This window comes from Roseateles sp. (assembly GCF_052436255.1).
In the GTDB taxonomy this organism is placed as follows: Bacteria; Pseudomonadota; Gammaproteobacteria; order Burkholderiales; family Burkholderiaceae_C; genus Pelomonas.
The window spans coordinates 1-14,754 of the sequence record NZ_JBQVNP010000133.1 but is presented as its reverse complement, the minus strand read 5'-3'; the positions used below and the strand labels follow the sequence as shown (position 1 = coordinate 14,754).

Annotated in this window: 9 protein-coding genes; 3 read left to right on the top strand and 6 right to left on the bottom strand. The window is 69.5% G+C overall.

The genetic code is table 11. The features are described from left to right. The coding region (locus tag ACT6S0_RS21910) for a LysR substrate-binding domain-containing protein (RefSeq protein WP_444765887.1) at window positions 1–721 on the top strand (721 nt) is incomplete at its 5' end. Window positions 722–761: 40 nt separating this feature from the next. On the opposite strand, the gene ACT6S0_RS21905 is transcribed toward ACT6S0_RS21910, so the two are convergent. Beyond that, a complete protein-coding gene (locus ACT6S0_RS21905; RefSeq protein ID WP_444765886.1) occupies window positions 762–1,019 on the bottom strand; it encodes a hypothetical protein in 258 nt (85 codons plus the stop codon). Window positions 1,020–1,244: 225 nt separating this feature from the next. On the opposite strand from ACT6S0_RS21905, the gene ACT6S0_RS21900 reads away from it, so the two are divergent. Next, entirely contained in the window at window positions 1,245–3,362 is a 2,118-nt protein-coding gene (locus ACT6S0_RS21900) for a TonB-dependent receptor (RefSeq protein WP_444765885.1), read from the top strand. Beyond that, the gene (locus ACT6S0_RS21895) at window positions 3,362–4,504 is read left to right on the top strand and encodes a PepSY-associated TM helix domain-containing protein (protein WP_444765884.1); all 1,143 of its coding nucleotides are present in this window, start codon (window positions 3,362–3,364) and stop codon (window positions 4,502–4,504) included. The genes ACT6S0_RS21900 and ACT6S0_RS21895 overlap by 1 nt, the downstream gene beginning before the upstream one ends. A gap of 4 nt (window positions 4,505–4,508) precedes the next feature. Here the strand turns inward: ACT6S0_RS21895 and ACT6S0_RS21890 are convergent, their stop codons facing one another. From ACT6S0_RS21890 to ACT6S0_RS21870, 5 genes are all read right to left on the bottom strand, one after another. Then, window positions 4,509–7,748, bottom strand: coding sequence for an efflux RND transporter permease subunit (locus ACT6S0_RS21890; RefSeq protein WP_444765883.1), 3,240 nt, complete (start codon window positions 7,746–7,748; stop codon window positions 4,509–4,511). A 10-nt stretch (window positions 7,749–7,758) separates the two neighbouring features. Beyond that, window positions 7,759–8,922 (bottom strand): efflux RND transporter periplasmic adaptor subunit, encoded by a 1,164-nt coding sequence (locus ACT6S0_RS21885; protein WP_444765882.1) that lies wholly within the window; start codon window positions 8,920–8,922, stop codon window positions 7,759–7,761. 268 nt (window positions 8,923–9,190) lie between these two features. After that, a complete protein-coding gene (locus ACT6S0_RS21880; RefSeq protein WP_444765881.1) occupies window positions 9,191–12,325 on the bottom strand; it encodes an efflux RND transporter permease subunit in 3,135 nt (1,044 codons plus the stop codon). After that, window positions 12,322–13,917 carry an efflux RND transporter periplasmic adaptor subunit gene (locus tag ACT6S0_RS21875; protein WP_444765880.1) on the bottom strand — a complete coding sequence of 532 codons (1,596 nt, stop codon included), beginning with the start codon at window positions 13,915–13,917 and terminating at the stop codon, window positions 12,322–12,324. Before ACT6S0_RS21875 ends, ACT6S0_RS21880 begins: the two co-directional genes overlap by 4 nt. Then, window positions 13,914–14,754, bottom strand: an 841-nt coding sequence (locus ACT6S0_RS21870; RefSeq protein WP_444765879.1) for a TolC family protein, incomplete at its 5' end; no start/stop codon positions are given. The genes ACT6S0_RS21875 and ACT6S0_RS21870, both read right to left, overlap by 4 nt.

The following is a 14,754-nucleotide window of genomic DNA, read 5'->3' as shown; positions in this document are numbered from 1 at the left end:
CGTCGCGTCACCGCGCGCGCTGGAACTGCGCGAGCGCATCGGTCCGCTGGTGCACGAGGCGCAGGCCGCGCTGCGACCGGCGGCCGCCTTGAAGCTGGAGCAGTTGGAGCGCGAGTTCACGTTGCGAACACGGGAAGGTTTTGTCGAGAACTTCGGTGCTGCGCTGCTGGCCCGGGTGGGCAGCGAGGCACCCGGTGTGCGGCTGCGCTTCGTGCCCAAGCCCGACCGCGACAGCACGCCGCTGCGCGACGGCAGCGTGGATCTGGAGACCGGCGTTGTCGGCAGCCCCACTGGGCCTGAACTACGCGCACAAGCGCTGTTTCGCGATCGGTTCATGGCCGTCGTGCGCGACGGTCATGCCCTTGGGCGCGGCAGGCTGACGGTCGCACGTTACGCGGCAGGCCGGCACATCGGTCTGTCTCGGGATGGCAAGGCGGCGGGACCGGTCGCCCAGGCGCTGGCAGCCCTGGGCCTGAGCCGCGACATCGTCGTCACCGTGGCCGGCTTTTCCGAAGCCCTGGCACTGGCGCGTGGCAGCGACCTGATCGCGACGGTGCCTGAGCGGCACACGGCGCATCTGCGCCCCGGCATGGTGAGCCTGGACTTGCCGCTGGCGCTGGCGCCCTTCACGGTCTCGCTGTTGTGGCATCCGCGCATGGACGGCGATGCGGCGCACCGCTGGCTGCGCGGTTGCGTGCGGGAAACCGTGGCGACACCGTGACCGCTACTTCAGCCGTCCAGAGTGGCGACGGCCATGTCCTCTACATCAACGCGGCTTGCCGCACTTGCCACCAGCGCGAGCGGCGTGGCCCCAAACAGGCCGGCGTCGCCGCACCCGCAGTCCACCCGTCCAACGCCATGCCCGCGTACACCGGCGTCCATGCCGCGCCTGCCCGCAGCTGCAGTTCCGGGCCGGGCAGGTAGACGATCGGTTTGTCCAGCAGCTCGAACCGCGTGCGGCCCGGGCGCAGCCAGCGCAGCGCGGTGGCGCCGACGTTCAGCGCCGGGGCGCCTCGCATTCCTACCGCTGGGTATCTGCGCCGCAGGCCGGCACAGCTGCGCCGGAGATCAAAGCCAAAACCGGCGCGAAAGGTGCGCCGATGTCGGAGGGAATACGGAGTGGCACGCTGGATGATGCGTCTTGCGAATGCGAATGATTCGCATTTTGCAGATAAGATGTCGCCCCTTGCGCCAACCCTCTGCTCAACCTGCGTCCGCCGCTTCGAATGCCCTACGCCATCTCCTTGAACCGACCGAAACCCAGCCTCATTGCCGTGGCGCTGTTGGCTGCCTTGCCTTGCACCGCACAACAGCCTGCCGATCCGACCCTTGAACGTGTCGTTGTGACCGCTACGCGCGGCAGCAAGGCCATCGACAAGATCCCCGGTGCCGTCTCGGTGATCAGCATTCAGGACATCGAGATGCAGACCCTCGTCGCCGAGGACCTGAGCGCCGTGCTGTCCGTGCTGGCGCCCTCCTACGCCCCGTCGCGCCAGAAGCTCACGAGCTTCGGCGAATCGATGCGTGGCCGAACCGCGCTGCTGCTGTTCGATGGCGTCCCGCAGAGCAACCCCCTGCGCAATGGGGCGCGGGAGGGCTATTTCGCCGACCCGTCGCTGATCGAGCGCATCGAGGTCATCAGTGGGGCATCCGCAGCGCAAGGGCTCGGCGCAACCGGCGGCATCATCAACTTCATCTCTCGCACCCCGCGTGAGCCGGGCACCCGCCACCGCGTCGAGCTGAAGTACGGCAGCCAGGGCCACGGCGACGACGCGCTGTGGAAGGCCGGCTACACGCTCGAACACAAGGGGCGCTTCGACGCCCTGCTCCATCTGGGCGCGACGCTGCGCGGCGTGGGCGTCGACGGCGACGGGCGCCGGCTCGGCCTGGAGGCCGTCCAGGGCGACACCCAGGACTCGCGCGCCCGCGACGTCTTTCTCAAGCTGGGCCACGACTTCGGCGCCCAGCGTCTGCAGTTATCGGTCAATCGCTTTCATCTTGCGGGCGAAGGCGACTGGAAGCCGGTGCCCGGCAACCGGGCCACCGGCTTGCCGACGACCGCCACGCCGGGCACGCCGCCGGGCCGGTCGCCGCGAAACGCGGTGCGGACCGTCTCGCTGGACTGGCACCACGGCGAACTGGCTGGCGGCCAGGCGCACGCGCAGGCGTACAAGCAAGACTTCGCCGCCCTGTATGGCGCCACGGCGGCGGCCACCTTCCAGGACGTGCGCATCGCCCCACAGGGCCAGTTGGTTGACCAATCGGAAGTCGTCGCCGACAAGGCCGGCGTCAAGCTGAGCTGGGTGCGCCCCGACTTCCTGTTCGATAAGTTGGAGCTGACCACCGGCCTGGACTGGCTCAAGGACACCTCGCAGCAACGCCTGGCGATGACCGGCCGAAGCTGGGTGCCTCCGCTCAAGTTCACGAGCACGGCGCCGTTCGCCCAACTCGAGTACGAAGCCGGCCCGGTAACGATCCGCGGTGGTGCCCGGCGCGAAAGCGCCCGCCTCGAGGTAGACAGCTACCAGACTTTGGCCTTCTACAAGGACACCGCCGTTCACGGCGGTGAGCGCAGCTTCACCCAATGGGTCAAGAGCCTGGGCGGCGTGTGGCGGCTGGGCGGAGGATGGTCCACCTTCGTGGCCTACAACGAAGGGTTCGGCGTGCCCGACGTCGGCCTGGTGCTGCGTGCAGTGGCAACGCCGAGCCAGTCGGTGGACAAGCTGATCTCGCTCGAGCCGGTCGTCACCGACAACCGGGAAGTGGGCCTGGCGTGGCGCGGCGCGCTGGGGAGCTTGTCGGCGTCCGTCTATGACTCGCGCTCCGACCTGGGCTCCCAGATCCGGGTCGATGCGGCCACCGGCGTCGGCAGCGTGCTGCGGGTGCCGGTACACGTGAAGGGGCTGGAGTTCAGCGGCGAGGTCAAACCGGTGCGAGGCTGGACGCTCAGCGCCAGCTACGCCCGTATCCGCGGCAAGACGGCCGCGCAGCAAGGCGCGCCGGTCGACGTCACGCTCGGCGCCCGCTCGCAGGGGCCTGACAAGCTCGTGCTGGCGGCAGCCTGGCAGGTCGCCCCCACGGCTCAGATGCGGCTGCAGGCCACGCGCCTGGCCTCGCGCCACATCAACGTCGGCCGCACGGTCGGCACCGCACGCCTGGAGGAACGCTTCCGCGGCTACACGCTGGCCGATCTGGCGGCGACCTATGGCACCGCCTGGGGCGTTTTCGGCCTCGGTATCGAGAACCTCTTCGACCGGCAGTACGTCGGCTACTACCCGCAGTCCAATCCGGCGGGCACCAACGACGATCACTTCGCCGGGCGCGGTCGCGCGGTGACGGTCAGCTGGCGCCAAAGCTTTTGATGCGGCGCGTCTGGCTGCTTCTGCACCGCTGGCTGGCGCTCACGCTGGCCTTGCCGCTCATCGTGGTGGCGCTGCTCGGTGGCAGCCTCGTCGTGCTCAAGCCGCTGGACCGGTGGCTGAATGCAGCGCTGTTCAGCGTGCCGGTGGGCCCTGCCGCTGCAGACCTGCTGGATCGCACGCGCCAAAGCCTGCTCGCCGAGTTCGGCCCCGACGCCTCGTTCGTGCTGCGCCCGCCACGCCAAGCTGGCGAAAGCCTGAGGGCGACCGTCCACAGGCCGTGGGCCGGGTTCGTCTACTTCGACCCGCGCGACGCCCGCGAGCTTGGCCGGCGCGGCGAGCGCGAGGGCTTCTTCAACCTGGCCTTCGAACTGCACAGCTCGCTGCTGCTGGACGACGCCGGCAAGCCGCTGCTCGCGGGGCTGGCTTTGGCCTACGGCACGCTGCTCGTGGGCGGGCTGGTGCTGTGGTGGCCGCGGCGTTGGCGCCAGGGCTTCTCCCTCGCGCTGGACCGCGGGCTGCTGCGCGGGCTATTCGACGTGCATCGCACCGGCGGCGCGGTTCTGGGCATGCTGATCGCAGTGCCCGTTGCGACCGGTGCCTATATGGCGTGGAAACCGCTCGCCAAGGCCGTGACCTCGCTGTCCGGCCAGGTGCCGCTCGCCCCGCCGAAGGTCGCAGTTGCCGCGCCGTCGCAACCACTGGCGCCACTGGACGCGCTGGTGGCCTCGGCTCGCGCCCCTTTCAACAACGCGCCCGCCGGCTATGTGGCGGGGGGCGCGGGCAAGCCAGTGCGCGTGCGCCTGATCCTGCCGGATGATCCGCATCCCAACGGCCTGACGTCGGTCTGGCTGCATCCGCACAGCGGTGCCATCTTGCGCATCGACCGTTGGGACAAACTCGATCCCGGCACGCGCGCCAACAGCATCATCTACCCCTTGCACACCGGGGAGTTGGGAGGGCTGGCGCTGGAGGCGCTCAATGCGTTGCTCGGCTTTGCCCTGGCGGCGCTGGGCGCGAGCGGGCTCTGGCTCTGGTGGCTGCGCCGCCGCCCGGCCGCAGCGCGGCCTGGCGCCCGGCGCGCCGGCCAAGAAAAAGGCCGGTCCCCAGGGGAGCCGGCCAACGCGCCTGGGCGCTCGAGGTGACAGACTAGGTCTTGTCCGCCGGCATCGCACCCGGCATGCCATGCAGCGGCAATGACGAGGCACCCTGCTCTGCCGCCTGCTTGGCGGGCTTCTTCTCCCGCACCAGATAGCTGTACAGCACCGGCACCACCACCAGCGTCAGCAGCGTCGACGTGATGACGCCGCCGATGATGGCCCGGCCCATGGGCGCCTGGATCTCGCCGCCGTCGTTGAGCGCGATGGCCATCGGCAGCATGCCGAAGACCATGGCCGCCGTCGTCATGATGATGGGGCGCATGCGGATCAGCCCGGCCTCGCGCAGCGCCTCGGCCACCGTCGCGCCGGCCTTGCGGGCGTGGTTGGCGAAGTCGACCAGCAGGATGGCGTTCTTGGTCACCAGGCCCATCAGCATCACCAGGCCGATCATCGAGAACACGTTCAGCGTGGAGCGCCACAGCAGCAGCGCCAGCATTACGCCGATCAGCGCCAGCGGCAGTGACGCCATGATGGCGATGGGCTGCAGGAAGCTGCCGAACTGGCTGGCCAGCACGATGTAGATGAAGATCGCTGCCAGGGCCATCGCCGCCAGCAGGCCGTTGAAGGCCTCCGCCTGCTGCTTGCCGGCGCCGTCCACCTTGAAGCTGGTGCCCGGCGGCAGCTGGGTGTTCTTGATGAGCGCCTGCACGTCGGCGTTCACGTCGCCGCTGGGGCGGCCCTGCACGCCGGCGAACACGGCCTCGCGGCGCTGCAGGTTCTCGCGGCGGATGACCTCGGGGTTGAACACCGGCTCGATGGTGGCCACCTGGTCCAGCGTGATGGGCGCGCCCGACGCCGAGAACGCCACCGGGAGCTTGGCCATCTGCTCGATGCGCTCGCGCTGTTCGCGCGGCAGGCGCAGCAGCACCTCGACCTGGTTGCCGTCCGGCGTGGTCCAGTAGGTCGCGATCTCGCCGTTGACGTAGGCACGCAAGGACGACGCGATCTGCGGCGCGGTCAGCCCCAGCTCGCGGATGGCCGAGTCCTTCAGGCGCACGGCAAAGGCCGGCAGGCCGGGCTTGACGGTCGTGTCCACGTCCACGGCGCCGGGGATCTTCTTGATCTTCTCGACCAGGTCCTTGGCGGCCTGGGTCAGCACCTCGGGGTCGCTGCCGAGGATGGTGATCCAGATCGGGCGGTCGAAGCCGACGCTGACCTCGATGCCGGGGATCTTGGCGATGTCGGCGCGGATCGCGTCTTCCACGTTCTTCTGCGTGCGCTTGCGTTCCTTGCGGTCGGTCAGCGTGATGTTCAGCGACGCCTGGTTGCGGCCCGTGGCCATGCCCTCGCCGGTGCTGCCCACCACGGTGGAGACGGTCTTGATCTCGGGGTAGGCCTTCAGGATCTCCTCGATCTGCGCGACCTTGGCACTGCCGCGCTCGATGCTGCTGGCCACCGGCATGCGCAGGTTGACCTGCGTGAAGCCGTTGTCCGTCTGCGGCACGAACTCGCTGCCCACCAGCGGCGCCAGCGCCAGGGCGGCGACGAAGCTGGCGAAGGCGCCCCACATGACCAGGCCGCGCGGCGTCAGCGTCGCAAAGCGCAGGCGGCGCCTGGCGGCCTTGTCGCGTTGGCCGTCGGCACTGAAGGGATGGCCGTAGGCGGGAATCGGCGGCACGAAGACGCGGTAGCGGCGGCCGGAGAAGGCCCAGTCGATGGTGCGGGCATAGAGGTCGTGCAGGCGGTCCATGCCCCAGTCGGTCGCGCGGATCAGGTGGCCGATGACGGGCCAGTGCTTGATGCGCGTGCTCGGCGGGTCATGCCAGACCGAGGACAGCATCGGGTCGAGCGTGAAGCTGACGAACAGGCTGACCAGCACCGCGACAGCGACGGTGATGCCGAAGGGGTAGAAGAACTTGCCGATGATGCCGCCCATGAAGGCGACCGGCACGAACACGGCGCAGATGGCAAAGGTGGTCGCCATGACGGCCAGGCCGATCTCGTTGGTGCCGTCGAAGGACGCGGTGCGGTGGTCCTTGCCCATGCCGACGTGGCGCACGATGTTCTCGCGCACGACGATGGCGTCGTCGATCAGCAGGCCGATGCACAAGGAGAGCGCCATCATCGTCATGAAGTTCAGCGTGAAGCCGAAGGCGTGCACGGCGATGAAGCTGGAGATCACGGCGATGGGCAGCGTCAGGCCGGTGATGATGGTCGAGCGCCAGCTGTGCAGGAACAGGAAGACGATGGCCACCGTCAGCAGCGCGCCTTCGATGAGGGTGTGCTGTAGGCCGGTCAGCGAGCCCTTCACGAAGTCGCTGGCGGCATAGATCAGGCGCAGCTCCACGTCCTTGGGCAGCGTCTTGCGCAGTTCCTCCATCGCCTCCTTGACGGACTCGCCGGTCTTGACGATGTTGGCGTCCTGCTGTTTGAAGACGTTGAAGCTGACGGCCGGCTGGCCGTTGATGCGAGCAATACTGTCCTGCTCGCGTTCGCGCTCCACCAGCGTGCCAAGGTCGTTCAGCGTCAGCGCCAGGTTGCCGCGGCGCGCGACGACCATCTGGCCGAAGGCCTTGGGGTCCTTCACGCGGCCTTCCACGCGCAGGATGGCATCGGAGGTCTGGTCGGACAGCAGGCCCACGGGCTGGTCGGCATTGGCCTCGGCCAGCGCCTTGGCGATCTCGGCGGGCGTCACGCCGTAGGCGCGCAGTCGCATCGGGTCCAGGTCAATGCGCACCTCGCGGGAGGTCATGCCGCCCACGTCCACCTTGGCCACGCCTTCCACGCGGCCCAGGCGCTTGGAGACGATGAGGTCGGCCATCATGGACAGCTCGCGCGAGCCGCGCGTGGGGCTCAGCAGCGCCATCACGACGACGGGCTGCGAGTTGTCGTTCTCGAAGCGCTGCACCGTCGGCGGCTTGGCGTCACGCGGGAACCGGGCCTGCGCGGCGGCCACGCGGTCGCGCAGGTCCTGCATCGCGCGGCCCATGTCGGCGTTCAGCGAGAACTCGACGCTGGCCTGGACACGGCCCTCGAAGCTGCGCGACTGGATGCGCTCGACGCCGGCAATCGTGTTCAGCGCCTCTTCCAGCGGCTTGGCGATCTCGCGCTCGACGGCCTCGGGCGAGGCGCCGGGGTAGCGCACGTCCACCATCGCGCCGGGGAAGGAGATGTCGGGCATCTGCTCGACACCCAGCTTGGAATAGGAGAACAGGCCCAGCACGCACAGGGCCACCATTACCATGGTCGCAAAGACCGGGTTCTGGATGGAAACGCGGGTCATCCACATGGCGCGCTCCTTACTGCTGCACGGCGGCCGACGCCGCCGAACTGGCCACCTTGGCCTTAGCCACCACGACGTTGGCCTTGTCGCCCTCACGCAGGTTGTCGAAGCGCGCCGCCAGCACCTGCGCCCCGGGCTTGAGGCCGTTCAGCACCTCGACACGGCCTTCGCGCGCGTCGCTGCGCCCGGTCGTCACGATGCGGCGCAGCAGCGCGCCGTTCTCGATCATCCAGACCTGCTCCTGGCCCGAATTGCGGCTGACGGCGGCGATCGGCACGGTCAGGCGCTGCGTGTCGTCGGGCAGCACCACCTTGGCGACCGCGTACTGGCCGGCGCGGTAAAGCTCCTTGGGGTTGTCCAGCACCAGCGTCACGCCGATGGAACGCGTGCCCGGTTCGGCGGCGGGCGCGATGCGCGCGATCTTTGCCTCGACCGGCTCCTCCACGCCTTCCACCTTCACCTGCACCGGCATGCCGGGTTGCAGGCGACTGACTTCATGCGTGCCGACAAGACCCGCCAGCTCCAGCTTGGCCAGGTCGACGATGGTCAGGATCTGCTGCTCGGACGCCAGCTTCTCGCCCGGCAGCGCGTGGCGCTTGGCGACGACACCATTGATGGGCGACACCAGGCCCGCCTGGCGCATGGTCACCTGGCTGGTGTCGAGTTGGGCCTTGGCGGCCTGCCAATTGGCGCGGGCCGACTCGTAGGCGGCGCGTGAGTTGTCCAACGCCGTCTGCGCAATGAAATTCTTCGCCGCCAGGCCTTCGTTGGCCTTGTAGCTGCGCTCGGCCTGCTCCATCTGGGCGCGCATGGCCTCGACGCTGGCATTGCGCTCGGCGATGCGATAGCGCAGCTCCTCCAGGTCCACCTGGCCCAGCGCCTGGCCCGCTTTGACGCGGCTGCCTTCGCCCACCGCGAGGTTCAGCAGCGTGCCGTTGGACTTGGCGCGTACCACCACCGTGCCTGGTGCCACCAGCGGGCCGCTGAACTCGATCTGCGCCGGCATGGCGGCGAGGGTCGGCTTGACCACCTCGCTGGACAGGAACTCCAGTACCGTCTGGGGCTTGGCGTCGCCCGGCTTCTTCGCGCCGTCGCCCTTGCTGGCCATGACGGCCACGCCCGCCCCCCCGATCACCAGCACCACCGCGGCGATACCACCCAGCTTGACAGACTTGCGCATGAGGCCCCCAGACACCATCGATTTGAAGAATCTTTGCAGTCTAGAAACAAGGGGCCGGAGGGCAAAGTACCGGTGTGACGAAACGCCGTTTGCGAGGGCTGAGCTGCATTGGCCGGTGATTGGTCCGGCAGCGGCGCGCCGTTCGGCCGCGCCGCCGGCCGAGTCCCGGCGACACGGCGCCCCCGGCCTGGCATGACAAAAGCCGGGGCCGATGCTCAGCGGGGCCGGCGGGCTACATCCGCCACCGGCATCTGGCCCGGGCTCCTGCTCACTCGGGGTGCTGGCCGCGCCGCCGCCGCATCAGCCGGTACGCCGCCGGAATGACGAACATCGACAGCAGCGGCGCACTCAGCATGCCGCCGACCATCGGCGCCGCGATGCGCTGCATCACCTCGCTGCCGGTTCCCGCGCCCCAGAACAGCGGCAGCAAACCGGCAATGATCACCGCCACCGTCATCGCCTTGGGCCGTACGCGCAGCACGGCACCTTCGCGGATCGCGTCCAGCAGATCGGCGTCGCCGTCCATACCGGCATCGATCCGGCTGTCCCAGGCCTGCTTCAGGTACAGCAGCATGATCACGCCGAACTCGGCGGCCACGCCGGCCAGCGCGACAAACCCCACGGCGCTGGCCACCGACAGGTTGTGCCCCAGCAACCACAGCAGCCAGACACCGCCCAGCAGCGCGAAGGGCAGCGTGGCCATGATCAGCAAAGCCTCGTCGAAGCGCCGGAACGTGAGGTACAGCAGCACGAAGATGATCAACAGCGTGAAGGGCACGACGAGCTTGAGCTTGGCGGTGGCGCGCTCCAGAAACTCGAACTGCCCCGACCAGCTCACCGAGTAGCCCGCCGGCAGCGCGACCTGCTCGGCCACCACGCGTTGCATGTCGAGTACGGCGCCGCGCAGATCGCGACCCCGGATGTCCACATAGACGAAGCCGGCCAGTCGGGCGTTTTCGCTGCGCAGCATCGGCGGACCGTCGGCGATGCGCAGATCGGCCACGTCACCCAGCACCAGCCGCTGTCCGCGCGGCGTGACGATGGGCAGCGCACGCAGCTTGGCCAGCGAATCGCGCAGCTCCCGCGGATAGCGCAGGTTGATCGGGTAGCGCTGCTGGCCTTCGACCGTCTCGCCGATGTTCATGCCGCCCACGGCGCCGGCGATGACGTCCTGCACATCGGCGATGTTCAGGCCGTAGCGGGCAGCGGCGTCGCGCCGGATGTCCACGTCGACATAGCGCCCGCCGGTAAGCCGCTCGGCCAAGGCGCTGGTGACGCCCGGCACGTTCTTCACGGCGCGCTCGACCTGGGCCGTCAGGCGGTCGATGGTCGCCAGGTCGGGCCCCGCGACCTTCACGCCGACCGGGCTCTTGATGCCGGTGGCCAGCATGTCGATGCGGTTGCGGATCGGCGGCACCCAGATGTTGGACAGACCGGGCACCCGCACGACGCGGTCCAGTTCCTCGACCAGTCCCTCGGGTGTCATGCCCGGTCGCCACTGCTCACGCGGTTTGAACTGGATGGTGGTCTCGAACATCTCGAGCGGCGCCGGGTCGGTGGCGGTCTCGGCACGGCCGGCCTTGCCGTAGACGCTCTGCACCTCGGGCAGCGTCTTGATCAGGCGATCGGTCTGTTGCAGCAACTCGGCGGCCTTGCCGGCCGACAGACCCGGCAGCGCCGTGGGCATGTACAGCAGGTCGCCTTCGTCCAGCGGCGGCATGAACTCGCTGCCCAGGTGCTGCAGCGGCCACAGGCTCACGGCCAGCACGACCACGGCCGCTGCCAGCGTCAGCTTGGGGACCTTCAGCACACCGTTCAGCAACGGCCGGTACAGCGCGATCAGCGCGCGGTTCAGCGGGTTGGCGGTCTCGCTGGGAATGCGGCCTCGGATCAGATAGCCCATCAGCACCGGCACCAGGGTGATGGCCAGACCGGCCGCCGCAGCCATCGCGTAGGTCTTGGTGAAGGCGAGCGGCGAGAACAGCCGCCCCTCCTGAGCCTCCAGCGTGAAGACCGGCACGAAGCTGAGCGTGATGATCAGCAGCGAGAAGAACAGCGCCGGGCCTACTTCGACCGCCGCGTCGCCGACCACGCGCCAGCGCGCATCGCCCTCGAGCGCCATGCCGGGATGCTCGTGCGCCCAGCGTTCGAGATGCTTGTGGGCGTTCTCGATCATCACGATGGCCGCGTCGACCATCGCGCCGATCGCGATCGCGATGCCGCCCAGCGACATGATGTTGGCGTTGATGCCCTGCTGCTGCATCACGATGAAGGCCATCAGCACGCCGAGCGGCAGCGAGACGATGGCCACCAGCGCGCTGCGCAGGTGGAACAGGAAGGCCAGGCACACCAGCGCGACGACGATGAACTCCTCCAGCAGCTTGCCGGTGAGGTTGTCGACCGCCCGCTCGATCAGGTTGGAGCGGTCGTACACAGGCACGATCTCGACACCTTCGGGCAGGCCGCGCTGCAGCTCGGCGAGCTTGGCCTTCACGCCGGCGATGGTCTGCAGCGCGTTCTTGCCCGAGCGCATCACGATCACGCCGCCGACGGCCTCGCCCTCGCCGTCGAGTTCGCCGATGCCGCGGCGCATCTCCGGGCCCATCTGCACCCGCGCCACGTCACCCAGGCGCACCGAGACGCCCGCATCGGTGGTCATCAAAGGGATGGCGCGGAAGTCGTCCAGCGTCCTCAGGTAGCCGTTGGCACGCACGGCGTACTCGGCCTCGCCAAGCTCGATGACCGAGCCGCCGGCTTCCTGGTTGGCGCGCGCCACCGCGTCGCTGACCATCATCTGCGAGACGCGGTAGGCGGCCAGCTTGTCCGGGTCGAGCACGATCTGGTATTGCTTGACCATGCCCCCGACGCTGGCCACCTCGGCCACGTCGGGCACGGTCTTGAGCTCCAGGCGCAGGAACCAGTCCTGCAGTGCACGCAGCTGCGCCACGTCGTTGCGGCCGGTCCTGTCCACCAGCGCGTATTGGTAAATCCAGCCCACGCCGGTCGCGTCCGGCCCGATCGACGACTTCGCCGTGGCCGGCAGACGCGACTGCACCTGGTTCAGGTACTCGAGCACCCGCGAGCGCGCCCAGTACAGGTCCACGCCATCCTCGAAGATCACGTAGACGAAGCTGTCGCCGAACATTGAGAAGCCGCGTACCGCCTTCGTGCCCGGCACCGACAGCATCGTGGTCGTCAGCGGATAGGTGACCTGGTTTTCGACGATCTGCGGCGCCTGGCCCGGCCAGCTCGTGCGGATGATCACCTGCGTGTCCGACAGGTCGGGCAGCGCATCCAGCGGCGTGCGCAGCAGAGCAACCACGCCCCAGGCGGAGATCATCAGGCTGGCCAGCAGCACCAGGAAGCGGTTGGCGATGCTCCAGCGGATCAGGTGCGCGATCACTTGGCGGCTCCCTGCGCGATGCGCTGGATGGACGTGATCTGCGGCACATCGCCGTCCTGCATGCGGAACTCGACCTCCACGTGGTCTCCCGGCGTCAGATCGCGTGGACGCTGCGCGCGTGGCGGCAGGCGGAAGTCCATCACCATCTGCGGCCATTGCAGGGAGGCGATCGGCGGATGATCCAGCGTCACCGTGTCGCCATCGATCTCCTGGATGCGCGCCCCGGTGCGATGCGCCGCCGCTGCACCCCGCTCGGGCGGCGGGTTGAGCTTGACCTCCAGGCCGCGCAGACTGGCTTCCGAGTCGATCAGGAACTGCCCTGACAACACGACACGCTGACCGGCGGTGAGCCCCGCGGCGATCTCGGTCTGCCCGCCCGACTCGAGCCCGGTCGTGACCTCGGCGGGACGGAAGCCGCCGTCGGCCTCAGCCAGCATGACGACACTGCGCCGCCCGGTGTGGATCACCGCGTCGGTGGGAACGAGCAGCGTTTTCGCGCGCTCGGCCCGGGCAAACCGCATCTGGACGAGCATGCCGGGCACCAGGCGGGCGCCCGGGTTGGCGAGCTCCAGCCGGGCCTTCAGCGTGCGGGTGCTGGCGTCCACCTCGGGCAGCAGCGCCTGCACGCGGCCCTCGAAGGTCTGGCCGGGTGCGCCCGGGCTGGTGGCGCTGACGCGCGCGCCGGGCTTGAGCAAGGCAGCCTGGCTCTCGGGCACCTGGCCTTCGGCCCAGACGCTGCCCGTACCCTGCAGGCGCATGAGCGGCATGCCCGCCATCACGGTGGCGCCTTCACGCACCATCAGTTCGCTGACCACGCCGCCGACCGGCGCGACAAGCGTCACGCGCGCCAGCACGCGACCCCCACGCACGACGCGTTCGATCAGCGCCTCGTCCATGCCGGCCTGGCGCATGCGCGCGCGGGCCGCGTCGCGCAAAGCATCCACACCCGGGCCGGTCATGCGCGCGACAGCCAGGTACTCCTCCTGCGCCGCCACCCAGTCGGGGACATGCAGCTCCACCAACGGCGCGCCGGCAACCACGCGGTCCAGCGTCGCGCGCACGTGCAACTTCTCGACAAAGCCGGTCGCGCGGGCGGAGACGACTTCCTGCAGCCGCTCGTTCCAGGCCACGCTTCCGACGGCGCCGACCTCGGTGGCGAGCACGCCTTCGACCACCGGCGCGGTGCGCAGGCCGAGGTTCTGCTGGATGCGCGAGCTCACCGTGACCCCGCCGGCCTCCTCGGCGCTGGCGGCCCCGGCATAGCGGGGCACCAGCATCATGTCCATGAACGGCGATTTGCCCGGGGCGTCAAAGTTCTTGCCCGGCACCATCGGATCGTGATAGTTCTGAATGCGCAGCCCGGTGACGGGGTCGACGTCACCGGCCTTGAGGCCGGCCCGGAGGTGCCGACGCGTTGCGTCCTCGCCCTGCGGGACGCTCCACCGCGACGGGTCGACCGCCGCGGCCGGCGCGGTCTCGGGGGCCGTCGCCATCCCCACGCCGTGCTGCATGCCCAGCCACCAGCCCAAGGCACCGGCGGCGACGGTGATCGCGAGCGCAGCCGCCCCAAGCATCTTGATCTTGCGGTTCATGGGGTCACTCCTTGCATGGGGCCGTTGCTTGGAATCAGTGGTCCGTCCGGTTCGGGGATCAGGAACTCGAGCCGCGCCCACAACCGCGCCGTTTCGAGTTCCACATCGATGCGCTCCATGCGCAGCGCCAGCGCCGTGCGGCGCGCCTCAAGCACCGTGGCGAGCGCCGTACTGCCCCCCCGGTAGGCGCCCAGGGCAGCGTCGATGCGCTGTCGGGCCAGCGGCTCGCGCTCGCGGTCGATCAGCGTCAGCCGGGCCAGGCCGGCGCGCCACGCATCGAGCCAACCCTCGGTCTCGGCGCGGTGTTCACGCGAGAGCTCCTCGCGCTCGGCACGCAAGGCCTCGGCCTGCGCGAGCCGGGCGGCGAGCTCGCGGTCCTGGCGCTGCGGCCGATCCCAGGGCAGAGGCAGCGAGACCGCCAACGACACCATGTTCGAATAGCGCGATCCGCGTTGGCTGAACATCAGCTCGGCGCTCCAGTCCGGCTCGCGCTCGGCGCGGGCCACGGCGGCCTCGGCCGTGGCCGTGGCCTCGCGTGCAGCGAGCTGTACCAGGTCGGGGTGATGTTCCAGGCGCTCGGCCAGGGCCTGGGCGACGAAGGCGTGGCGCTCGAGCGGCGGCGCCTCGGCCAGTGGCTGTTCGCCTGGCCCCCCGGTCCAGCGCGCCAGCATCCGCCGTGCGTGGGCAAGCTCGGCGCCGGCGCCCAGCAGGGCCTGGTTGAGTTGCGCCAGCGCGTCGCGTGCGGCGATCACGTCGGTGCTGCTGGCGCGCCCGCCTCGCAGGGCGGCCTCGGCGGCCTCGGCCTGAAGCCGGGCCTCGTCACGCTGGGCGTGCAGC